Raw genomic sequence first — 20,592 nt, 5'->3', positions numbered from 1 at the left:
ATGCACGCTTTACTCGATTTCCTCGGCGGCGGTCTGCTGCAGTTCGGCTGGGTCGGCCTGGTGGTCTACCTGCTGGTCGCGACGCAGCTGACGATTTTCTCGGTCACCCTGTACCTGCATCGCAGCCAGGCGCACCGCGGCGTCGACTTCCATCCCGTGCTCGCGCATTTCTTCCGGTTCTGGACGTGGCTCACCACGTCGATGATCACGAAGGAATGGGCCGCGATCCATCGCAAGCACCATGCGAAGTGCGAGACCGAGGAAGATCCGCACAGCCCGATGCACAAGGGCATCAAGACCGTCTTCTGGCGCGGCGTCGAGCTGTATCGCGAAGCGCGCACCGATCGCGAGTCGATCGAGAAGTACGGCAAGGGCTGCCCGGACGATTTCATCGAGCGCAAGGTGTACACGCCGCACGCGACGATGGGCCCGACGCTGTTGCTGTTCATCAGCTTTGCGCTGTTCGGCCTGCCGGGCGTCGCCGTGTGGGCGATCCAGATGCTGTGGATCCCGTTCTGGGCCGCGGGCGTCGTCAATGGCCTCGGCCACTGGTGGGGCTACCGCAACTTCGAGACCACCGACACCGCGACCAACCTCACCCCGTGGGGCGTGTGGATCGGCGGCGAAGAACTCCACAACAACCACCATGCCTTCCCGAGCTCGGCGAAGTTCGCGCTGCGCAGGTTCGAAGTCGACATCGGCTGGGGCGTGATCAAGATGTTCGAAGCCGTCGGCATGGCCAAGGTGCTGCGTGTCGCGCCGACGCTCGACGTGCGCCCGAACATCAACGTGCCGGATACCGAGACCATCAAGGCGCTGCTGGCGCATCGCTTCCAGGCGATGACCGACTTCCAGCGCAACGTGCTCAAGCCGGCGCTCGCCGAAGAAGCGCAGGCCACCGGCGCCAAGCTGCGCGCCATGCTCCCGCGCGCGCTGCGCAAGGGCCTCAACGACGACGGCCGCTGGCTGAAGCCCGATGCCCGCCAGCAGTTGCAGGACTGGGTCGCCTCGCGTCCGCGCATCCGTGCGCTGGTCGAACATCGCGCCCGCCTTGCGGCCGTGCTCGAAGCGCGCGGCAACGATGCCTCGGCCACGCTGCAGAACCTGCAGCAGTGGTGCAAGGACGCCGAAGCCAGCGGCATCCGCGCGCTGCAGGACTTCTCGGCGCGCCTGAAGGGCTACCAGCTGCAGGCCTGATGCACGCACGCATGCTCGTTCGACGAAACCCCGCACGGCTCCGTGCGGGGTTTTTCTTTGCCTGCCTGATGGCGCCGGCCGCGTTCGCGCAGGTCGTGGCGACCAGCGAATACCTCGCGCGCATGGACGCCGATGGCGACGGCCGCGTCTCCCTGGTCGAATACCAGGACTGGCTGAGCTACGCCTTCGATGCGATGGACGCCGACCACGACGGCACGCTCGCGCCCGCGGAACAACCCGGCGGCCGTGGCAAGCCGCTGACGCGCGAGGCGCACCGGGCGCGGCTGGCCGACGCCTTCCGCCGCCAGGACAAGAACCATGACGGCACGCTGAGCGCGGCCGAACTCGCCGCACCGCCGCGTTGAAGGCACACTGATCGCTCCACGTCGCCGGGTTTGCCCGCATGACCGACACGACCGACTACGCACGCGAATACGCCGACGCGTTGCGTGATCCGGAAGGCTATTGGCAGCGCATCGCGCAGCGCATCGACTGGATGCAGCCGCCGACGCAGATCCGCGATGTCAGCTTCCACGCCGACGACTTCCGCATCCGCTGGTACGCCGACGGCGTGCTCAACGCGAGCGTGAACTGCCTGGATCGGCACCTGCCGGCGCGCGGCGATCGCACCGCATTGATCTTCGAGCCCGACGATCCGAACGGCGAAGCGCGACACGTCACCTATCGCGAATTGCACGCGCGCACGTGCCGCCTGGCCAATGCGCTGCGCAACCTCGGCGTGCGCAAGGGCGACCGCATCACGATCTACCTGCCGATGATCGTGGACGCGGTCGTCGCGATGCTCGCCTGCGCGCGCATCGGCGCGATCCACTCGGTGGTGTTCGGCGGCTTTGCGCCGCAGTCGATCGCCGACCGCATCGCCGACTGCCGCAGCAAGCTGATCATCACCGCCGACGAAGGCATGCGCGGCGGCAAGCGCATCGGGCTGAAGGCGAACGTCGATGCCGCGCTCGCGCTCCCCGGCACCAACTCGGTCGAGACGGTCCTCGTCGTGCGCCACACCGGCGCGGCGGTGGCGATGCAGATGCCGCGCGACCGCTGGGTCGATGCGGTCGTGGCCGGGCAACCGGACACGTGCGACCCCGAACCGATGAACGCGGAAGACCCGCTCTTCATCCTCTACACCTCCGGCTCGACCGGCAAACCGAAGGGCGTGCTGCACACCACCGGCGGCTACATGGTGTTCGCGAGCTTCACGCACGAACGCGTGTTCGACCTGCGCGAGGACGACATCTACTGGTGCACGGCCGACGTCGGCTGGATCACCGGGCACAGTTACATCGTCTACGGGCCGTTGGCGAACGGCGCGACGGCCGTGGTGTTCGAGGGCGTGCCGAACCATCCGGACCATTCGCGCTTCTGGCGCGTCATCGACAAACACCAGGTCACGATCTTCTACACCGCCCCGACCGCGATCCGCGCGTTGATGCGCGAAGGCGATGCACCGGTGCGCGCGGCCTCGCGCAAGTCATTGCGCCTGCTCGGCACCGTCGGTGAGCCGATCAATCCGGAAGCGTGGCGCTGGTACCACGACGTCGTCGGCGATGCGCGTTGCCCGGTCGTCGATACGTGGTGGCAGACGGAGACCGGCGGCATCCTGATCGCGCCCCCCATCGGCATGGAAGCGAAGCCCGGCAGCGCGATGAAGCCCTTCTTTGGCGTGCGCCCCGCGTTGGTGGATGCGGACGGCAAGGAACTGCAGGGCGAAGCCGCGGGCAATCTCGTGCTGAAGGATTCCTGGCCCGGGCAGATGCGCACGGTCTACGGCGACCACGCGCGTTTCATCGACACCTACTTCCGCGCGTACCCCGGCCTGTACTTCACCGGCGACGGCTGCCGCCGCGACGCCGACGGCGACTACTGGATCACGGGCCGCGTCGACGATGTCATCAACGTCAGCGGCCACCGCATCGGCACGGCGGAAGTCGAAAGCGCGCTGGTCTCGCACGCGAAGGTCGCCGAAGCCGCAGTCGTCGGATTCCCGCACGACATCAAGGGGCAGGGCATCTACGCCTACGTGACACTCGTCGCCGGGCAAGCCGAGTCCGATGCGCTGCGCGCCGAATTGATCGCGCACGTGCGGCACGAGATCGGGCCGATCGCGACGCCCGATCATCTCCAGTGGGCGCCGGGCCTGCCGAAAACGCGCTCGGGGAAGATCATGCGGCGCATCCTGCGGAAGATCGCGGAAGACGCCCCCGACCAACTGGGCGATACCTCGACGCTGGCCGATCCGTCGGTGGTGGATTCGCTCGTGCGCAACCGCCGCGGCGCGTGAGGCGCGGGCAAAAAGAAACCCGCCTTTCGGCGGGTCCTTTGATTCGCTACGGAACAGCGAAGGCTTACTTGATCTTGCCTTCCTTGTAGATCACGTGCTTCCGGACGACGGGGTCGTACTTCTTGACCTCCATCTTGTTCGGCGTGTTCTTCTTGTTCTTGTCGGTCGTGTAGAAGTGGCCGGTGTTGGCCGAGGAGATCAGGCGGATCTTGTCGCGCTTGCTTGCCATGGTCGTTTACTCCTCAGACCTTCTCGCCACGGGCGCGAAGCTGCGCCAGGACCGAGTCGATACCGTTCTTGTCGATGGTGCGCAGCGCGTGCGCGGAAACCTTCAGCTTGACCCAGCGGTTCTCGCTGGCGACCCAGAAGCGACGCTCGTGCAGGTTGGGCAGGAAGCGACGGCGGGTCTTGTTGTTTGCATGCGAGACGTTGTTACCCGTCTGCACGCTCTTGCCGGAAACTTGGCAAACGCGGGACATTGCGCACCTCGATTGGTGTCTGTGGTGCACCCCATGGCCTGGGATGCGACGGCCACGCTGCCGATGGCCCTTTGGGCCGGGACTGCCGCAGCGAGCCGCGCATTATGCCCGGATGGGCCCCGCCGGGCTAGTGGCTGGCCTTGTCCCGGTGCCAGCCGCGGTGCCGGATGTCCAGGTACAGGCTGTAGCCGGCCGTGAAGGCGGGGAACAGGTTCTGGATCACCCCCACCGAGTCCTGCTTGGCCGAGAAGACGAAGTAGGCCAGGGTCATCACCGACCCCACCAGGCTCATGTACCAGAACAGGCGCGGGATCACGGGCTTGCCGTGGCGCCGGGAGGCGACGAACTGGACCAGCCAGCGGCCGCCGAACATCAGCGCCCCGGTCAGACCGATCAGCTTCCACGGGGACATGTGCAGGCCGGTCCACGTGAGCCAGGGGATCGGCGCGTTCATCACGTCCTGGACCACCGGGGCCGCCTCCAGCATCCTCAGGACTCCTCGACGCCCGTGCGCTTGCTGCGCACGATCAGCCAGGACACGCCCATCAGGTCGCGGATGCCGACCAGCGCGCGGTTGAGGTTGTTGTACTTCGACACGCCGGTCGAACGCGCGCGATGGTTCACCGGCACGCTCACCGTCTCCCAGCCCGCGCGCTGCATCAGCGCCGGCAGGTAGCGATGCATGTGGTCGAAGTAGGGCAGGTCGAGGAAGGCCTCGCGTTCGAACAACTTGATGCCGCACCCGGTGTCGGGCGTGTCGTCGCGCAGCATGCGCGCGCGGATCGCGTTGGCCCACTTCGAGGCCCAGCGCTTGCTGCCCGAATCCTGGCGGTTGACGCGCCAGCCGGCGAACAGGCGGATCTTCGGCTGCGCGGCATCGCGCGCATCGAGCAGCTTGGGAATGTCGGCCGGATCGTTCTGGCCGTCGCCGTCGAGCGTGGCCACCCAAGGCGCGCGGGCGTGGCGCACGCCCGTGCGGATGGCGGTGCTCTGCCCGCTCTGTTTGAGGTGGTGCAGCACGCGCAGCTCGGGCACTTCCGCCTTCAGCGCGCGCAAGGCCGCGAGCGTGCCGTCCTTCGAATCGTCATCGATGAAGACCGCTTCGAACGCCACGCGGCCGCGCAACGCGGCCACGATTTCCCGCAGCAAGGGACCGACATTGTCCTGCTCGTTGAACACCGGCACGACGACGGACAGCTGCGGGGTCGGGCTCAAGCATCGTCTCCGAAATAATCGCGGCACCACGCCACCACCGGCGGCAGGCCCGTCTCGATGGGGGTCGCGGGCTCGAAACCGAAGTCCGCGTGGGCGCGCGCAGTATCGGCCATGGTTTCGACCATGTCGCCTGGCTGCATGGGGAGATACGTCTTTTCCGCCGGGCGGCCGGCGGCGCCCTCGATCACCGAGATGAAATGCTCGAGCTCGACGGGCGTGTGGTTGCCGAGGTTGTACACGCGATGCGGCCCGCCTTCGGCCGCATCCTCGCCCGCCGGACGGGGCGCGGCATCCATCGCGCCGAGCACGCCCGCGACGATGTCGCCGATGTAAGTGAAGTCGCGGCGCATGCGCCCGTGGTTGAACACGTTGATCGGCCGGCCGGCGAGCACCGCGCGCGAGAACAGCAGCGGCGCCATGTCGGGTCGGCCCCACGGTCCGTAGACGGTGAAGAAGCGCAGCCCGGTCGCGCGCAATCCGTACAGATGCGCGTAGGTGTGCGCCATCAGTTCGTTCGCGGCCTTGGTGGCGGCGTACAGCGAGCGCGGGCGGTCGATGCGCTGGCTTTCGGAAAACGGTGGCGTCGCCGAATCGCCGTACACCGACGACGAGCTCGCATACACCAGGTGCTGCACCCCGCGGTGCCGGCACAGCTCCAGCATGTTGACGAAGCCGATCAGGTTGCTGTCGACGTATGCGTGCGGATTCTCGAGCGAGTAGCGCACGCCCGCCTGCGCGGCGAGATGGATCACGCGGCCGAACCGGTGCTGGTCGAACAGCGCTTCGAGCGCCGCGCGATCCGTGAGGTCGCACTGCGCGATCTCGACATCCGGGATCAGCGCGGCGACGCGATCGCGCTTGAGGCGCGGATCGTAGTAGTCGTTGAAGTTGTCGAGGCCGACGACCTTCGCGCCCCGCGCGCGCAGTTCCCGGCACACGTAGGCGCCGATGAAACCGGCGGCGCCGGTGACGAGGATCGTGTCCGTGCTCTGGTCCGACATGGGGCGCGCAGCTCCGTTGAAAAATCGCCGCAGCCTAGCGGTGCGGCCGTGCAGGCCGCCTCACGCCGATGCGGGGGCGAGATCAGCCCGCCTTGCCGCGCAGGCGTTCGAGCACGCCGTCGAGCGAGTCCAGGTCCGAATAATGGATGACCAGGCGCCCCTTGCCGGCGCGCCCGTGCAGCACGTTGACGCGCGTGCCGAGGGACTCGGACAGCTCGCGCTCGAGCGTGGCGATGTCGGCCTGCGGCTTGGCCTTCGCCGGCCTGGCCTTGCGTGCGCCGCTGCCGTCGGCGACCTGGCCGGCCATCAACTGCTGCACGCGGTGTTCGACTTCGCGCACCGACCATTCGTGTTCGGCGGCCTGGCGCGCGAGCGCGACCGCGGCCTGCGGTGCAAGGGTGAGCAACGCGCGCGCATGGCCCATCTCGATCGCGCGCGTTTCCACGAGCACGCGGATTTCCGGCGGCAACTCGAGCAGGCGCAGCAAGTTGGACACCGCCGCGCGCGAACGGCCCACCGCGTCGGCGGCCTGCGCGTGCGTGAGGTCGAACTCGTCGATCAGGCGCTGGAGCGCCAGGGCTTCTTCGAGCGGGTTGAGGTCTTCGCGCTGGATGTTCTCGATCAGCGCCATCGCGATGACGGCGTGGTCGTCGACGATGCGCACGACCGCCGGGATTTCCGCCAGGCCCGCGAGCTGCGAGGCGCGCCAGCGGCGTTCGCCCGCGATGATTTCGTAGCGCGCGCCCTTGCCCGAGGCGTCGATCTCGCGCACGACGATCGGCTGGATCACGCCCTGCGCGCGGATGGATTCGGCCAGCTCGGCGAGCTTGCCCTGGTCCATGCCCGAGCGCGGCTGGTAACGGCCCGGCTGCAACTGCCCGACGGGCAGGTTCTTCAGGGCCTCGCCCGGCTGGGCTTCCAGCGGCGCGGTTTCGGCGGCGGCCTTCGGCCCGAGCAGCGCCTCGAGGCCACGCCCGAGCCCGCGCTTCTTCGCGACGGTCATGCTTGCACTTCCTTCTTCGATTCGGGCGTCGCGTTCTTCGCCGTTTGTTCGCGTTCGCGCTGGCGGCGCATCACTTCACCGGCGAGGCCGAGGTACGCGACGCTGCCGCGCGAGGCCTTGTCGTAGGCGACGATGCTCTGCCCGTGGCTCGGCGCCTCGGCCAGGCGCACGTTGCGCGGCACGATGGTGCGGAACACGCGGTCGCCGAAATGCTGCGTCAGTTCCGCCGACACGGCGTTGGCGAGGTTGTTGCGCACGTCGAACATGGTGCGCAGCACGCCTTCGATCTCGAGCGTCGGATTGAGCCGGTGCTTCAGCGCCTCGATCGTGTCGATCAGCGCCGACAGGCCTTCGAGCGCGTAGTACTCGCACTGCATCGGCACCAGGATCGAATCGGCCGCCGTCAGCGCATTGAGCGTGAGCAGCGACAACGCCGGCGGGCAGTCGATGATGATGAAGTCGTACTGATCGCGGATCGGCTCGAGTGCGCGCTTGAGGCGCTGCTCGCGGCCTTCTTCGTCCATCAGTTCGATTTCGGCCGCGGTGAGATCGATGTTGCCCGGCAGGATGTCGAAGCCTTCGGGGGTTTTCACGATCGCCGAGGTCGCGTGCATTTCCTCGAGCAGGACGTCGGTGGTGGATGCGCGCAATTCGCGCTTGTCCACGCCGCTGCCCATGGTGGCGTTGCCCTGCGGATCGAGATCCACGAGCAACACGCGTTTTGGCGTGCGGGCAAGGGCCGCCGCGAGGTTCACGGAGGTGGTGGTCTTGCCGACGCCGCCTTTCTGGTTGGCAACAGCGATGATGCGGGCCGTCACGGCGCGATGTCCCCCGGGTGGTTCGGCGCTGCTCGGTGGAGGCGGCCGGACCCCGATTATGCCGCAGCCACGACGACGAGGTGCCGCTCGGCTTCGAGACCGGGCACACGCATCGGGTGCATCTCACGAACGCGCCATCCCGCCGGCAGCGCGGCGATCTCGTCCGCGGGCACGACGCCCTTCATTGCCAGCAGTACGCCGCCCGGTCGCAGGAGATGGCCGCCGGAGGCCAGGATCAGCGGCAACGTGGCGAGTGCGCGCGCGGTGATCGCGTCGAACCGGCCGGGGGCATCGAAGGCCTCGATCCGCGATTCCACGGCCTCGACGTTGGTCAGCCCCAGCTTGCGGATCGCCTCGCGCAGGAAGCGCACCTTCTTGCCGTTGCTCTCCACCAGCGACACGCGCAGCCCGGGTTTGGCGATCGCCAGCGGGATGCCGGGCAGCCCGGGCCCGGTGCCGAGATCGGCCAGCGCGCCACCCGCATTGGCGATGTCGTCGATGTAAGGGTGCATCGCCAGCGAATCGAGCAGATGCTTGCCCACCATCTCGCGCGGGTCGCGGATGGCGGTGAGGTTGTAGGTGGCGTTCCAGCGCGCGAGCAGCGCGAGGTAATCGAGCAACGGCGTCGCGAGCGCGGCATCGAGGCCGAGCGCGCGCAGGCCCGATTCGAGCTCGGGGCGCAGGGCGTCGATGGGGGTGGCGGGCGTCGTCATGGGGCGCGCATCTTAGCGGCCGCGCCAGGCGAGCGCCGCGCGATAGCTGGGCCGCGGCGCCCATTCATGCACCGACCACGGGCCGCCGAGCCCGGCATGCGGGTGGGTCATCGCAAGCCCGCCTTCGAGATCGGCGAGGCCGAACTTGTCCAGGCCGAACGCGATGCCACGCCCGTGCGCCTTCAGCACCGCTTCCTTCGCGCACCACAGACGGAGGAAGGCTTCGTTGCGGTCGGGCTCCGGAAGGCCGCGCAGCCAGGCGTGTTCGGCGACATGGAAGAAGCGCTCGGCGAGTTCCAGCGCGCGCGGCCGCGGGCGGGCGCGTTCGAGATCCACGCCGACGTCCACGCCTTCGCCCAGGGCGATGAGCAGGCCCTCGCCGCTGTGGCTCCAGCTCACGTCGAAGCCCTGCAGCACGCCCGCCAGGCGCGGCCTGCCCAGCGCATCGCGCCGCAGGTCGACGGATGACGCCGCCACGCCGAGTTCAGCGCCGAGCCAGTCGCGCACCAGCGGCGTCGCGGGCGTGCCGCGCGCGTGGTCGCGCCAGGTCCAGCGCGGCAGGTGCGATGCCTCGGGCGATGTGAAGGCCGGTTCCATGCGATGGGGGAACAATCCCGGGACGAGACGAGCCAGCGTAAAGTACGCGAAGGGGGGCGGCGCAGGCCGCCAAGGGAACGCAGTTCGAATGTCCGCAGTCATCGAGCCCGGCGCACGCGCGCCGCACACATCCATTGCCGCGGGCGCGCCGTCGCGCGCGGTGGTGTTCGACGCACGTGGGGACGTGCCGCTGGACACCTTCCTCGCGCAGGTGCGCGGCGTCGCCGCGATGCTGCCGCCGGGGTTGCACGCGATCAACCTGTGCGAAGACCGCTACCGCTTCCTCGTCGCCTTCTGCGCGATCGCGATGCGCGGACAGACGAACCTGCTGCCGCCTTCGCGCGCGGCAGGTGCCGTCGACGAAGCGATGGCCCAGCACCCCGACAGTTACTGCATCGGCGACGGCGATCTTTCGCCCGCGCCCGCGCGCTACCTGCGTTTGCCCGAGGTGTTGCCCGAACGCATCGGCGACACGCCGCTGCTCGACGACGATGCCTTGGTTGCGATCGGCTACACCTCCGGCAGCACCGGCCGCCCGCAGGCGAATCCGAAAACCTGGGGCAGCTTCCGCCGCAGCACCGCGCAGAACCTGGCCGCGTTGTCGGACCTGTGGGAAGCCGAAGGCGATGCGCATGTCGTGGCCACCGTTCCGCCGCAACACATGTACGGCATGGAGATGTCGGTGCTGCTGCCGCTGCTCGGCCCCGTCGCCGTGCATGCCGCGCGCCCGTTCTTCCCCGAAGACGTCGCGCAGGCGCTGGCGCATGCGCGCGCGCCGCGCATCCTGGTGACCACGCCCGTGCACTTGCGTGCGCTGTTGGTGTCGGGCTGCACGCTGCCGCCGTTGCGCGCGATCGTGTCGGCGACCGCGCCGTTGTCGGCGGAACTCGCCCGCGAGGCCGAAGCGCGCTTTGGTTGCGAAGTGCGCGAAGTGTTCGGTTCCACCGAAACCTGCGTCATCGCGCGCCGCCGCACCGCGTGCGAAACCGCGTGGACGCCGCTGCCCGGCGTGCGCGTCGTGCCGCAGCCCGACGGCACCGCCGTGCACGCACCGCATCTCGAAACGCCCGTCGTGCTTGCCGATCTCGTCGAAGTCCAACCCGACGGTGGCTTCCTGCTGCGCGGCCGCAATGCCGACTTGCTGGAAATCGCCGGCAAACGCGCGTCGCTCGGCGACATGACGCGCAAGCTGCTCGCCATCCCGGGCGTCGAAGACGGCATCGTGTTCCAGCTCGACGAACCAGGCGAAGGCGGCGTGCGCCGCATCGCCGCGCTCGCCGTCGCGCCTGCATTGGACGAGTCGCACATCCTCGCGGCGTTGCGCCGCACGCTCGATCCGGTGTTCCTGCCCAGGCCCCTGCGTTGCGTGGCGATGTTGCCGCGCAACGAAACCGGAAAACTGCCGCGCGAGACGCTTGCCGAATTGCTCGCGGGCTTGTGACGCGCCCTTCACGACGACTGCAAACCGCTGAAAACAAGCGGTTTTTCGACGCGTTCGAGTTCTGACTCCACCTTCACGCCTGCCCGCAGAGACTGCCGCCGAACCCCCTTCCCCTGGGGGGTCGATCAGGATTCGCTGACCAATTCAAAGGAGTGGGTGCATGAACATCATCATCTGGTTGATCGTGGGCGGCATCGTCGGTTGGCTCGCCAGTCTCATCATGAGGACCGATGCGCAGCAGGGCATCATCCTGAATGTGATCGTCGGCATCGTCGGCGCGTTCCTCGGTGGGTGGCTGGGCGGCATGCTGGGTATCAGCGGTGCCAACATCAACGACGGCTTCAGCGTCACGGGCTTCATCATTTCGCTGATCGGCGCCGTGGTGTTGCTCGCGATCGTCAACCTGTTCCGCCGCGGACGCGTGCGCTAAGACAGCGCGCGAACGGGATGCGGAGCTCGGTCATGGATGGCCGAGGCTCCGCGACAGGGACCAAGCCCGGCTTCGCGCCGGGCTTTGTTTTTCCGGGGATTCAATCGATCTGCACCCACACCGGCGTGTGGTCGCTCGGGCGCTCCCAGCCGCGCGGCGTGGTATCGATGCCGGCGGCGGTGGCGCGGGCTTTCAATGCGTCGCTCACCAACACCAGGTCGATGCGCAGGCCCCAGTTGCGCTGGAACGCGGCGAGGCGGTAATCCCACCAGCTGTAGTGACCGTTGTCTTCGTTGAAGAGGCGGAAGCTGTCGTGCAGGCCGAGGTCGAGCAGCGCGCGCAGCGCGTCGCGTTCGGGCGTGGAGCACAGGATCTTCTCGCGCCAGCGCTTGGGGTCGTGCACGTCGCGGTCGTCGGGCGCGATGTTGAAGTCGCCCAGCACGACCAGGTTCGGATGCGCGACGAGCTCTTCGCGCAGCCATTCGCGCACGGCCGCCAGCCACTTGAGCTTGTAGTCGAACTTCGCGCTGCCGACGCTCTCGCCGTTGACGACGTACAGGTCGACGATGCGCAGGTCCCCGACGGTCGCCGCCAGCACGCGCTTCTGCGGGTCGTCGAAGTTCGGGATCGCGGTGATGCACTCGCTGGCGAAAGGCACCCGGCTCAGCAGTGCGACGCCGTTGTAGGTCTTCTGGCCGCAGAACACGCTGCGGTAGCCGAGCGCGGCGATGTCCGAATCCGGGAAGCGTTCGTCGTCGAGCTTGGTTTCCTGCAGCGCGACGATGTCCGGCTGCGCCTCGCGCAGCCATTGCGACAGGTGCGCCATGCGCACATTGAGCGAATTGACGTTCCAGCTGGCGATCTTCAAGCAGTCGGTCCCGTTGGCGCGCGGGCTTCCGTTGTTCCCTGTGCAGGGACCAGCGTGGAGGCCGCATGGCGAAGTACGACACGATACTCGACACGATCGGGAACACGCCCCTCGTCCGCCTGGGCACGCTCGCGCCGCCCGGCGTGAACGTGTTCGCCAAGCTCGAATCCTTCAATCCGCTGGGCTCGGTCAAGGACCGCATGGCCCGCGCGGTGATCGAGGCCGCCGAGCGCGACGGGACGCTGCAACCGGGACAGACCGTGGTCGAGGCCACCAGCGGCAACACCGGTATCGGCCTGGCGATGGTGTGCGCGCGCAAGGGGTATCCGCTGGTCGTCGTGATGGCGGAGAACTTCAGCATCGAGCGTCGGAAATTGCTGCGCTTCCTCGGCGCGAAGGTCGTACTGACGCCGGCTGCGGAAAAAGGCTCGGGGATGTTGGCCAAGGCGGTCGAACTCGCGCAGGCGCACGGCTGGTATCTATGCCGCCAGTTCGAGAATCCGGCGAACGCCGAAGTGCACATGCGCACGACGGCGCGCGAGATCCTCGCCGATTTCCCGGACGGCACGTTGCAATGCTTCGTCACCGGCACCGGCACGGGCGGCACGCTGCTCGGCGTGGGCCGCGTGCTGAAGGCCACCGACCCGCGCATCCGCATCGTCGTCGCCGAACCGGACAACGCGCCGATCCTCGCCAGCGGCATTCCGCAAGCGCGCGAGGCCGACGGCCGCCCCAGCCGCAGCCATCCGCATTTCCAGCCGCACCTGATCCAGGGATGGACGCCGGACTTCATCCCGCGCCTGACGCAGACTGCGCGCGACGAACAACTGATCGACGAAATCGTGCCGATCGCCGGCGCCGACGCGTTGCGCCTGGCGCGCGAACTCGCGACCCGCGAAGGCATCCTCGCCGGCCCGTCGAGCGGCGCGACGCTCGCCGCCGCGCTGCAGGTCGCGCAACGCAGCGCGCCGGGCACCAACATCGTCTGCATGCTGCCCGACACCGGCGAGCGTTACATGTCGACGCCGTTGTTCGAACACATCCGCGAAACGATGGACGACGACGAGATCGCGATTTCGCGTTCGACGCCGGGTTGCCGATTCGATCCGCCCAAGGCGGCGGCGTGCGCGGTGCCCGTCACGCCAGCCCCTGCGACCGAAGCACTGGACGCGCGCGCAGAGGCGTTCGTCGCCCAGGTGATCGGCGGCAAGCCCGTGGTGTTGTTCGCGCTGGAGTGGTGCGAGTTCTGCTGGGCCGTGCGCAAGCTGCTCGCGCGCCTGGGCATCGAATACGAAAGCGTCGACCTGGATTCCGTCGAATTCCAGAAGGGCGACCTCGGCGTGAAGATCCGCGCCGTGCTGCGCGCGCACCATGCGCCGACGATCCCGCAGATCTTCATCGGCGGGCAACGCATCGGCGGCTGCACGGAGTTGTTCGACGCGATGCGCAGCGGCGAGATGCAGCGGCGCCTGGATGCGGCGGGCGTGCGTTACGACAAGGGCATCGCGCTCGATCCCTACACGCTGCTCCCGAACTGGGTGCACCCGCGCGAACCGGCCTGATGCGACGCGCGCCTAACGCGCGAGGAAGCGCACCAGCCGATCGACGAAACCCGCGTACGGCGGCCGCAGCAGATCGGTCGCCGCCCAGCGCGATTGCCGGAAGATCGGCAGCAACTTGCTGAAGGTCTCGAACCCCGCGCGCCCGTGGATGGCGCCCATCCCGCTCGGGCCGATGCCGCCGAAGGGCAGTGCGTCGACGGCGAAATGCATCAGCGTGTCGTTGACGGCGACGCCGCCCGCCAGCGTCGCATCGACGATGCGCTCGACCGTCGTGCGATCGTTGGAGAACGGATAGAGGGCGAGCGGCCGATCGTGCGTTCCGATGTACGACAACGCATCGTCCAGGCGGGCGTAGGTCTTCACCGGCAGGATCGGACCGAAGATCTCGTGGCGCATCAGGTCGCTGTCGTCGGGCGCGTCGAGCACCAGCGTCGGCGGCAGCAGGCGTTGCGCGTGACTGCGATCCGCGGCGACATCCACCAGCGGCAGCACCGTCGCGCCCCGCGCGCGCGCATCGGCCAGCAAGCCCTGCAACCGGTCGAACTGCGATGCATTGATGATGCGCGTGTAGTGCGAGGCATCCGACAGATCGCCGAACCGCGCGACGACCTGCGTGCGCAACGCCTCGACGAAGCCATCGCGCCGCGCCGCATCCACCAACGCGTAATCCACGCCGATGCACGTTTGCCCGGCGTTGAACCACTTGCCGCTCGCGATACGCGCGGCCGCCAGTGCCAACGGGAAATCCGGCGCGACCACCGCCGGCGCCTTGCCGCCGAGTTCCAGCGTCACCGGCGTGAGGTTCGGCGCCGCCGCGGCCATCACCTTGCGGCCGACCGCGGTCGAACCGGTGAACAGCAGATGGTCGAACGGCAACGCGGAGAACGCAGCGCCGACGTCCGCGCCGCCGATCGCGACGGCGACGCGATCTTCCGGGAAGACCTCCGCGAGCAATTCGCGCAGGAATTCGCTGGTGCGCGGCGTGTGTTCCGATGGCTTGAGGTACACGTGGTTGCCCGCCGCGATCGCCGACACCAGCGGCACCAGCGCCAGGTTCACCGGGTAGTTCCACGGGCTGATGATGCCGACCACGCCGACGGGGACCGGCCGCAATTCCGCGCGCGCCGGCCAGAACTTCCAGCCCACGCCCACGCGCCGCGGCTTCGCCCAGCGGCGCAGCTTCGCGCGCGCCAGGTCGATCTCGGCGAGGGTCACCATCGCCTCGGAAATGAGGTTTTCGTGGGGCGAGCGGTGGCCGAAGTCGGCGCGGATCGCCGCGTCCATCGCGTCCAGCCGGCGCGAGAGCGCGTGGCGCAAGCGGCCCAGGTCGTCGCGGCGTTGCGCGAGGGTCGGCTTGTTCGCACGCCAGGCGTCGCGGAGCCGTTCCAGCACCGACCCGAGCTCCGCGGAGGCCTGCGGCGCGGCATTCATCTCGTTCATGGGGGCAGTGTATGCGCAGCAGTCCTTACAATGCCGGCATGTCTATCCGTCCTTATTCCGGCCACCTGCCCGTCCTGGGCGAGCGCGTGTACGTCGACCCTGCAGCCTCCGTCATCGGCGATGTCGTGCTGGGCGACGACGCGTCGCTCTGGCCCGGCACCGTCGTGCGCGGCGACGTCAACTTCATCCGCATCGGTGCGCGCACCAACCTGCAGGACGGCACCGTCGTGCACGTGAGCCACGATGGCCCGCACGCGAAGCTCGGTGGCTTCGCGACCGTTATCGGGAGCGACGTGACCATCGGTCACAAGGCGATCGTGCACGCGTGCCGCATCGAGGACGCGGTGCTGATCGGCATGGGGGCGATCGTGCTCGACGGCGCGGTCATCGAGAAGCATGGCTTCGTCGGCGCCGGTGCGCTCATTGCACCGGGCAAGGTCGTGGGCAGCGGCGAGTTGTGGCTCGGCAACCCCGCAAAACGCGTGCGGATGCTGTCGGATGCGGAAATCGAGGCGCTTTACTACTCCGCCGGCCACTACGTGCGCCTGAAGGACCAGTACCTCGCGCAAGTCCCCTGAGTTGCGGCGCGCGCCGCGCCAGTCCAAAGTAGCGGCGGGGAAATTGGCCACATCGCACGAAGGGGAAAACGCATGCAAGACACCAACGGCGTCAATCCGTACGCCGCGCCGAGCGCGCACATCCAGCAATACGACAACAACACCGTCAACGACATGGTGCTCGCCTCGCGCGGCAAGCGCCTGGGCGCGATCCTGCTCGACGCGCTGCTCGTCGCCGTCCTGGTGATCGTGGTCATGATTCCGGCCTCGCTGGTGTCCGACTCGGTCGGCAAGGACACGGGCATGATCGTCGGCTTCTCGATCGGCGGCATCGGCGTGCTCGCCCTGTTCGTCGTCAACATCATGCTGCTGTACAAGTACGGCCAGACGATCGGCAAGCGCTGGCTGGGCATCCGCATCGTGCGCACCGACGGCACGCGCGCGGGCCTGGGCCGCATCATCGCGCTGCGCCAGTTCGTCCCGGGCCTCATCGGTGCGATCCCGCTGGTCGGCCCGTTGTTCAGCCTCGCCGATCCGCTCTTCATCTTTGCCGACGACCGCCGCACGCTGCACGACAAGATCGCCGACACGATCGTCGTCGACGTCTGATCGCCGCGTCGCAGTCCGACGCGATGCTCGACACCGTCCGCGAAGTCCACACGCCCGAAGGCGTGGCATTGCGCCTGCCCACCGCAGGACCCGTGCCGCGCGCGCTGGCCTGGGCGCTGGACCTCGTGATCCGGTGCGGCATCGCGATCGCGGCCGGCACCGTGCTGGTCGCATTGCAGCAGGCCGGCTCCGGCCTGTACGCGATCGTGGTGTTCGGCCTGATGTGGGCCTATCCGATCGTGTGCGAAGGCGCCTTCAACGGTCAGACGCCGGGCAAGCGCGTGATGGACCTGCGCGTGGTCTCCGCCGACGGCGCGCCCGTCGGCTGGCTCGCGGCCGTCGTGCGCAATCTGTTGCGGACGGTGGACATGCTGCCGTTCGCGTACACGGTGGGGCTCGTGTCCAGCCTCACCGATCCGCACGGCCGTCGCCTGGGCGACATGGTCGCGCGCACCGTCGTCGTGCATGTCGACACCCAGCGCGCGCGTCCCGAACTCGTGCCGGTGGAAGCGCACGTGCCGGCGGTGCCGCTGCGTCCGGCCGAACAGACCGCCGTCATCGCCTTCGCCGAACGCGCGCCGCGCCTGACGCCCGAACGCCAGCGCGAACTCGCCGACATCGCGGACGTCGCCACCGGCGCGCGCGGCGATCTCGGCGTGCGTCGCCTGGCCGGCATCGCGAACTGGTTGCTGGGGCGTCGATGAGGCAGGAGCAGTTCGTCGCGCGCCACGGCGCGGAATGGGTGGTCTTCGAAGCCTGGCTCGATGCGCGTGCGGACAGCCCGCGCAGGGCGCGCGGCGACCGCACGTGGAAAGGCTTGCCCGACGAAGACGCACCGCATGCGTATCGCCGTTTGTGCCAGCAGCTCGGCCTCGCGCGCCGGCGCAACTACAGCCCGACGGTGGTCGATCGCCTGCAGCAATTGATGCAGCGCGGGCACACGGCGCTGTATCGCGCGCCGCCACCGCAGTGGTCGCGGATCCCGCGTTTCTTCCTGGCCGAATTCCCGCGCCTGGTGCGCGCCGAATGGGGCTGCATGCTCGTCGCCCTGCTGAGTTTCGCGGTGCCGCTGGTGGGCATGTTCGTGCTCGTGCGCCTGCATCCCGAACTGGCCGCGAGCGTGGTCGGCCAGCACCAGCTCGCCGAAGTCGAAACGATGTATTCGTCCGCCGAAGCCACCGGCAAGATCGGGCGCGAATCGGGCACTGACATCGGCATGTTCGGGTTCTACATCCTCAACAACGTCTCCATCGGGCTGCGCACGTTCGCGATCGGCCTGTTCGCCGGCGTCGGCAGCCTCTTCATGGAGGTGTTCAACGGCGTGTTCTTCGGCGCGATCGCCGGGCACCTGCAGAACGTCGGCCTCGGCCCGTACCTGTGGCGCTTCGTCGTGGGCCACGGCAGTTTCGAACTCACCGCCATCGTGATCGCCGGCGGCGCGGGCCTGCGGCTCGGGCTCGACGTCATCGCGCCCGGGCGCCGGCGCCGCATCGACGCGCTCGTCGAGGGCGGCAAGCGCGGTGCCCGCATCGCGATGGGCGTGGCGCTGATGTTGGTGATCGCCGCGTTCCTCGAAGCGTTCTGGTCGTCGATGGCCACGCTGCCGGCGACGCTGATGTATTCGGTCGCCGGCGTGTTGTGGGCGATGGTGTTCGCATGGCTCGCCTTCGGCGGCCGGGGCCTGCCCGATGCGGATTGACCGGATCTCCGTCGAACTGCGCCCGCGCTCGTCGTGGGAAGCCGCCGAACTCGGCACCGCGCTGGTGCGCACGCATGCGCGTGCGATCTGGATTCCGTACGTCCTGGTCACCCTGTCGGTGTTCCTCGCGATCCACGCGGCGTTCGCGTGGTTCGGCGTGCTGCCGTGGGCGCTGCTCGCGTACTGGTGGCTCAAGCCGGTGTTCGACCGCGTGCCGCTGTACGTCCTTTCGCGCGCGGTGTTCGGCGCCGTGCCGCCGGCGCGCGAGACGCTCGCCGCGCAGCGCACGTGGGGCTGGGGCTGGATGCTGCACTACCTGACCTGGCGCCGGCTGGGCTTCTATCGCTCGCTCTACATGCCGGTCGACCTGCTCGAAGGCGGCAAGGACAAACACAAGCGCCGCAACGTCATCGGCGGGTCGGCGCGCGGCGTCGCCTCGTGGCTGACCGTGGTCTTCGTGCATTTCGAAGCGGCCTTCATCTTCGGCGCCATCGCCATGGTGCCGCTGTTGCTCGTGCCGATCGAAGCGTGGCCGGAGCTGGGCGAGCGCTTCGGCAAGGCGTACATCGCGCAAACGCACTGGGTCAACGTCCTGTACTCGGCGTTGTATTACATCGCCTCGACGGTACTCGAGCCGTTCTACGTCGGCGCGGGCTTCGGGTTGTATCTCAACCGCCGCACGCAGCTGGAAGCGTGGGACGTCGAACTCGCCTTCCGCCGGTTGCGCGAACGCCTCGGCGGCACGTTGCTCGTCGCGTTCCTCGCGCTGGGCCTGGTGTTGTCGCCCGGCCGCGATGCGATCGCGGCGGAGGCCGCACCGGCCGCGAACGACGTGCCCACGCTGCGCGAGACCATGGGCGATGCGTACGTGGATCCGGCGCGCTTCGAAAAAGCGGTCGATGCGACGAAGACCGATCCGCTGCTGCATCCCTCCGAGCGCCGCACGATGTGGGTGCCGCGCGACCTGAAACTGAAGAAGCCGCCGGATGTCGACGCAGGCCCCGTCGCCAAATTCATCGTTGCCCTGATCGGCGGGATCGTGAAGTACGGCCTGTGGATCGTCGTCGGCCTGCTGGTCGTCCTCCTGGTGACGACGTTCAAGTCGTGGTGGCCGTGGCTGCGTTCGGCGGTGCCGCGCCGCTATGTCGAACCCTCGCCGATCGAGACCGCGCCGATCGACCACGCCGAAGACCTGCCCGACGACGTCGTCGCCGCCGCGCGCGCGTTGTGGGCCGAAGGACGCGCGCGTCGCGCGCTGGCGCTGCTGTATCGCGCGAGCGTGGAGGCGATGGTGGCGCGCACCGGTGCGACGCTCGTTCCCGGCGCGACAGAAGCCGAATGCCTCCGCGCCTCGCGCGCGTTGGGCGCGGCCGACGACCGCGACGCGTTCGCGCGCGTGGTGCGCACCTGGCAGTACGCCGCCTACGCCGACCGCATGCCCGCGGCGGCGGAATTCGAATCGCTGCTCTGCCTGGCCTCGTCGCGATTCGGGTGGACGGCATGACGCGCGGCAAGGGCATCGCGATCGGCCTGGTCGCCGCGACGGCCATCGGCCTGCTCATCGCGTGGGCGGTCTACGCGTTCGAGCGCAAGACCGTCGACATCCCGCTACCGCCGAAGGGCGAGGCGGTCTACAACCCGCTGTACGCGCTGAAGATCGCGCTGGTCAACGACAGGCAGCGCGTGCATTCGCGTCCGTACCTGTTCGACGACAAGCATCCGCTGCAGGCCGGCGACACGGTGCTGATGCTCGCCGACCCCGCGCGCCTGTCGCGCCGCGAATCCGATGCGTTGCGCGCGCATGTCGCACGCGGCGGGCACCTGGTGGTGCAGCCGCCCGTCGCGCTGCTCGACGATGACGCGGACGTTCCACTGCTCGAAGGCTTCGGCGTCGGCAAGCACGCGTTCATCGACGATGTCTGCATGCAGATGACGGCCAAGCGCGACGTGCCCGAAGGCGCGGATCCGATGGAAGCGCTGCAAGGCATCTTCGAACGCGGCCTGCTGTGCGACGACCGCTTCGCGCTGTACGAGGACGCCGAGCCGACGATCGAGTGGGGCGACAAGGAAGGCTACGCCTTCGCGCGTTTCCGCCACGGCGCCGGCACGATCGACGTGGTCGCCACGCTCGATCCGGCGCGCAACGCGGGCCTGCGCCGCGACTACAACGCCGCGCTCGTGCGTCAGTTGCTGCAACCGAACTGGGGCCGCGGCACGTTCCACCTGGTCTACGCATCGCAGATGCCGCCGTTGTGGCGCCTGATGGCCGAATACGCCTGGCAGGCGTTGCTCGCGCTCGCGCTGGCCGTCGCCGCCTGGCTGTGGATGCGCATGCAGCGCTTCGGCCCGCGGTTGCCCGCGCCGCCCGAAGCGCGCCGCTCGCTGCTCGAACACGTGCAGGCCACCGGCGACCATCTGTATCGCTACGGCCGAGCGCACCTGCTGCATGCGGCATTGCGTGCGCACGTCCTCGCGAAGTTGCGACGCAAGGACGCCGTCGCCGCCGCACTCGAAGGCGACGTCCAGGCCGAAGTGCTCGCCAAGCGCACCGGCCTGCCCGCCGCCGACATCGCCGACGCGCTGCGCTCGCCGCGGCCGTTCGACGCCAAGGATTTCCGTTACCGCATCGCCCGCCTCATTGCCCTGGGACGACACACATGAACG

The 20,592-nt window shown here is 68.6% G+C and carries 23 protein-coding genes and 1 pseudogene; 13 read left to right on the top strand and 11 right to left on the bottom strand.

Annotated elements, in window-relative coordinates; translation table 11 throughout:
* From LF41_RS08795 to acs, 3 genes are all read left to right on the top strand, one after another.
* Positions 1–1,197 (top strand): DesA family fatty acid desaturase, encoded by a 1,197-nt coding sequence (locus tag LF41_RS08795; RefSeq protein WP_036168667.1) that lies wholly within the window; start codon positions 1–3, stop codon positions 1,195–1,197.
* A 68-nt stretch (positions 1,198–1,265) separates the two neighbouring features.
* Positions 1,266–1,562: an EF-hand domain-containing protein gene (locus tag LF41_RS08790; protein ID WP_036168666.1), complete on the top strand. Its 297-nt coding sequence runs from the start codon at positions 1,266–1,268 to the stop codon at positions 1,560–1,562.
* A 38-nt stretch (positions 1,563–1,600) separates the two neighbouring features.
* Positions 1,601–3,496 (top strand): acetate--CoA ligase, encoded by a 1,896-nt coding sequence (acs, locus tag LF41_RS08785; protein ID WP_052116273.1) that lies wholly within the window; start codon positions 1,601–1,603, stop codon positions 3,494–3,496.
* A gap of 64 nt (positions 3,497–3,560) precedes the next feature.
* Here acs and rpmG read toward each other — a convergent pair whose 3' ends face one another.
* From rpmG to LF41_RS08740, 9 genes are all read right to left on the bottom strand, one after another.
* Positions 3,561–3,725 (bottom strand): 50S ribosomal protein L33, encoded by a 165-nt coding sequence (rpmG, locus tag LF41_RS08780; protein WP_036168663.1) that lies wholly within the window; start codon positions 3,723–3,725, stop codon positions 3,561–3,563.
* A 13-nt stretch (positions 3,726–3,738) separates the two neighbouring features.
* Positions 3,739–3,975: a 50S ribosomal protein L28 gene (gene rpmB, locus LF41_RS08775; RefSeq protein ID WP_036168661.1), complete on the bottom strand. Its 237-nt coding sequence runs from the start codon at positions 3,973–3,975 to the stop codon at positions 3,739–3,741.
* Between the two features lie 127 nt (positions 3,976–4,102).
* Positions 4,103–4,462 carry a lipid-A-disaccharide synthase N-terminal domain-containing protein gene (locus LF41_RS08770; RefSeq protein ID WP_237577693.1) on the bottom strand — a complete coding sequence of 120 codons (360 nt, stop codon included), beginning with the start codon at positions 4,460–4,462 and terminating at the stop codon, positions 4,103–4,105.
* A 2-nt stretch (positions 4,463–4,464) separates the two neighbouring features.
* Entirely contained in the window at positions 4,465–5,190 is a 726-nt protein-coding gene (locus tag LF41_RS08765) for a glycosyltransferase family 2 protein (RefSeq protein ID WP_052116272.1), read from the bottom strand.
* Positions 5,187–6,191: an SDR family NAD(P)-dependent oxidoreductase gene (locus tag LF41_RS08760; RefSeq protein ID WP_036168659.1), complete on the bottom strand. Its 1,005-nt coding sequence runs from the start codon at positions 6,189–6,191 to the stop codon at positions 5,187–5,189. Before LF41_RS08760 ends, LF41_RS08765 begins: the two co-directional genes overlap by 4 nt.
* 82 nt (positions 6,192–6,273) lie before the next feature.
* Positions 6,274–7,194, bottom strand: a complete 921-nt coding sequence (locus LF41_RS08755) for a ParB/RepB/Spo0J family partition protein (RefSeq protein WP_036168657.1) — start codon at positions 7,192–7,194, stop codon at positions 6,274–6,276.
* Positions 7,191–8,012, bottom strand: coding sequence for a ParA family protein (locus tag LF41_RS08750; RefSeq protein ID WP_052116271.1), 822 nt, complete (start codon positions 8,010–8,012; stop codon positions 7,191–7,193). The genes LF41_RS08755 and LF41_RS08750 overlap by 4 nt, the downstream gene beginning before the upstream one ends.
* A gap of 56 nt (positions 8,013–8,068) precedes the next feature.
* Entirely contained in the window at positions 8,069–8,725 is a 657-nt protein-coding gene (gene rsmG, locus LF41_RS08745; protein WP_036168655.1) for a 16S rRNA (guanine(527)-N(7))-methyltransferase RsmG, read from the bottom strand.
* 12 nt (positions 8,726–8,737) lie between these two features.
* Positions 8,738–9,322 (bottom strand): 4'-phosphopantetheinyl transferase family protein, encoded by a 585-nt coding sequence (locus LF41_RS08740; protein ID WP_052116270.1) that lies wholly within the window; start codon positions 9,320–9,322, stop codon positions 8,738–8,740.
* A gap of 88 nt (positions 9,323–9,410) precedes the next feature.
* On the opposite strand from LF41_RS08740, the gene LF41_RS08735 reads away from it, so the two are divergent.
* The gene (locus LF41_RS08735) at positions 9,411–10,763 is read left to right on the top strand and encodes an AMP-binding protein (protein WP_052116269.1); all 1,353 of its coding nucleotides are present in this window, start codon (positions 9,411–9,413) and stop codon (positions 10,761–10,763) included.
* Between the two features lie 160 nt (positions 10,764–10,923).
* Positions 10,924–11,193, top strand: a complete 270-nt coding sequence (locus LF41_RS08730) for a GlsB/YeaQ/YmgE family stress response membrane protein (RefSeq protein WP_036168653.1) — start codon at positions 10,924–10,926, stop codon at positions 11,191–11,193.
* 100 nt (positions 11,194–11,293) lie between these two features.
* Here the strand turns inward: LF41_RS08730 and xth are convergent, their stop codons facing one another.
* On the bottom strand, positions 11,294–12,061 hold the full coding sequence (gene xth / locus LF41_RS08725; RefSeq protein WP_036168652.1) for an exodeoxyribonuclease III: 768 nt from the start codon (positions 12,059–12,061) through the stop codon (positions 11,294–11,296).
* A gap of 65 nt (positions 12,062–12,126) precedes the next feature.
* On the opposite strand from xth, the pseudogene cysK reads away from it, so the two are divergent.
* A pseudogene (gene cysK / locus LF41_RS08720) lies at positions 12,127–13,134 on the top strand (cysteine synthase A); the annotation flags it as partial.
* On the top strand, positions 13,114–13,623 hold the full coding sequence (locus LF41_RS17200) for a glutaredoxin (protein WP_237577700.1): 510 nt from the start codon (positions 13,114–13,116) through the stop codon (positions 13,621–13,623). The pseudogene cysK and the gene LF41_RS17200, both read left to right, overlap by 21 nt.
* A 12-nt stretch (positions 13,624–13,635) precedes the next feature.
* On the opposite strand, the gene LF41_RS08715 is transcribed toward LF41_RS17200, so the two are convergent.
* Entirely contained in the window at positions 13,636–15,063 is a 1,428-nt protein-coding gene (locus tag LF41_RS08715) for a coniferyl aldehyde dehydrogenase (RefSeq protein WP_052116268.1), read from the bottom strand.
* Between the two features lie 38 nt (positions 15,064–15,101).
* Here LF41_RS08715 and LF41_RS08710 point away from each other — a divergent pair, with 38 nt between their 5' ends.
* The 6 genes from LF41_RS08710 (at position 15,102) to LF41_RS08685 (ending at position 20,589) form a co-directional block, all read left to right on the top strand.
* The gene (locus LF41_RS08710) at positions 15,102–15,641 is read left to right on the top strand and encodes a gamma carbonic anhydrase family protein (RefSeq protein WP_084073505.1); all 540 of its coding nucleotides are present in this window, start codon (positions 15,102–15,104) and stop codon (positions 15,639–15,641) included.
* A gap of 72 nt (positions 15,642–15,713) precedes the next feature.
* The gene (locus LF41_RS08705) at positions 15,714–16,229 is read left to right on the top strand and encodes an RDD family protein (protein ID WP_036168646.1); all 516 of its coding nucleotides are present in this window, start codon (positions 15,714–15,716) and stop codon (positions 16,227–16,229) included.
* Between the two features lie 23 nt (positions 16,230–16,252).
* Entirely contained in the window at positions 16,253–16,933 is a 681-nt protein-coding gene (locus LF41_RS08700) for an RDD family protein (RefSeq protein ID WP_036168644.1), read from the top strand.
* Complete coding sequence (locus LF41_RS08695) at positions 16,930–17,928, top strand: stage II sporulation protein M (protein WP_036168643.1); 999 nt, start codon at positions 16,930–16,932, stop codon at positions 17,926–17,928. Before LF41_RS08700 ends, LF41_RS08695 begins: the two co-directional genes overlap by 4 nt.
* Complete coding sequence (locus LF41_RS08690; protein ID WP_036168641.1) at positions 17,918–19,432, top strand: DUF4129 domain-containing protein; 1,515 nt, start codon at positions 17,918–17,920, stop codon at positions 19,430–19,432. Before LF41_RS08695 ends, LF41_RS08690 begins: the two co-directional genes overlap by 11 nt.
* Positions 19,429–20,589: a DUF4350 domain-containing protein gene (locus tag LF41_RS08685; protein ID WP_152599961.1), complete on the top strand. Its 1,161-nt coding sequence runs from the start codon at positions 19,429–19,431 to the stop codon at positions 20,587–20,589. Before LF41_RS08690 ends, LF41_RS08685 begins: the two co-directional genes overlap by 4 nt.
* Positions 20,590–20,592: the final 3 nt, after the last annotated feature.

The organism is Lysobacter dokdonensis DS-58 (assembly GCF_000770795.1).
In the GTDB taxonomy this organism is placed as follows: Bacteria; Pseudomonadota; Gammaproteobacteria; order Xanthomonadales; family Xanthomonadaceae; genus Noviluteimonas; species Noviluteimonas dokdonensis.
The sequence above is the reverse complement of the archived record's forward strand: the minus strand, read 5'-3'. Positions and strand labels throughout refer to the sequence as shown.

What these genes read in the sequence shown, in the direction of transcription:
- LF41_RS08795 (WP_036168667.1), top strand. Translation starts at nt 1, where the DNA reads ATGCACGCTTTACTCGATTTCCTCGGCGGCGGTCTGCTGCAGTTCGGC.
- LF41_RS08790 (WP_036168666.1), top strand. Translation starts at nt 1,266, where the DNA reads ATGGCGCCGGCCGCGTTCGCGCAGGTCGTGGCGACCAGCGAATACCTC.
- acs (WP_052116273.1), top strand. Translation starts at nt 1,601, where the DNA reads ATGACCGACACGACCGACTACGCACGCGAATACGCCGACGCGTTGCGT.
- rpmG (WP_036168663.1), bottom strand. Translation starts at nt 3,725, where the DNA reads ATGGCAAGCAAGCGCGACAAGATCCGCCTGATCTCCTCGGCCAACACC.
- rpmB (WP_036168661.1), bottom strand. Translation starts at nt 3,975, where the DNA reads ATGTCCCGCGTTTGCCAAGTTTCCGGCAAGAGCGTGCAGACGGGTAAC.
- LF41_RS08770 (WP_237577693.1), bottom strand. Translation starts at nt 4,462, where the DNA reads ATGCTGGAGGCGGCCCCGGTGGTCCAGGACGTGATGAACGCGCCGATC.
- LF41_RS08760 (WP_036168659.1), bottom strand. Translation starts at nt 6,191, where the DNA reads ATGTCGGACCAGAGCACGGACACGATCCTCGTCACCGGCGCCGCCGGT.
- LF41_RS08755 (WP_036168657.1), bottom strand. Translation starts at nt 7,194, where the DNA reads ATGACCGTCGCGAAGAAGCGCGGGCTCGGGCGTGGCCTCGAGGCGCTG.
- rsmG (WP_036168655.1), bottom strand. Translation starts at nt 8,725, where the DNA reads ATGACGACGCCCGCCACCCCCATCGACGCCCTGCGCCCCGAGCTCGAA.
- LF41_RS08740 (WP_052116270.1), bottom strand. Translation starts at nt 9,322, where the DNA reads ATGGAACCGGCCTTCACATCGCCCGAGGCATCGCACCTGCCGCGCTGG.
- LF41_RS08735 (WP_052116269.1), top strand. Translation starts at nt 9,411, where the DNA reads ATGTCCGCAGTCATCGAGCCCGGCGCACGCGCGCCGCACACATCCATT.
- LF41_RS08730 (WP_036168653.1), top strand. Translation starts at nt 10,924, where the DNA reads ATGAACATCATCATCTGGTTGATCGTGGGCGGCATCGTCGGTTGGCTC.
- LF41_RS17200 (WP_237577700.1), top strand. Translation starts at nt 13,114, where the DNA reads ATGGACGACGACGAGATCGCGATTTCGCGTTCGACGCCGGGTTGCCGA.
- LF41_RS08715 (WP_052116268.1), bottom strand. Translation starts at nt 15,063, where the DNA reads ATGAACGAGATGAATGCCGCGCCGCAGGCCTCCGCGGAGCTCGGGTCG.
- LF41_RS08710 (WP_084073505.1), top strand. Translation starts at nt 15,102, where the DNA reads ATGTCTATCCGTCCTTATTCCGGCCACCTGCCCGTCCTGGGCGAGCGC.
- LF41_RS08705 (WP_036168646.1), top strand. Translation starts at nt 15,714, where the DNA reads ATGCAAGACACCAACGGCGTCAATCCGTACGCCGCGCCGAGCGCGCAC.
- LF41_RS08700 (WP_036168644.1), top strand. Translation starts at nt 16,253, where the DNA reads ATGCTCGACACCGTCCGCGAAGTCCACACGCCCGAAGGCGTGGCATTG.
- LF41_RS08695 (WP_036168643.1), top strand. Translation starts at nt 16,930, where the DNA reads ATGAGGCAGGAGCAGTTCGTCGCGCGCCACGGCGCGGAATGGGTGGTC.
- LF41_RS08690 (WP_036168641.1), top strand. Translation starts at nt 17,918, where the DNA reads ATGCGGATTGACCGGATCTCCGTCGAACTGCGCCCGCGCTCGTCGTGG.
- LF41_RS08685 (WP_152599961.1), top strand. Translation starts at nt 19,429, where the DNA reads ATGACGCGCGGCAAGGGCATCGCGATCGGCCTGGTCGCCGCGACGGCC.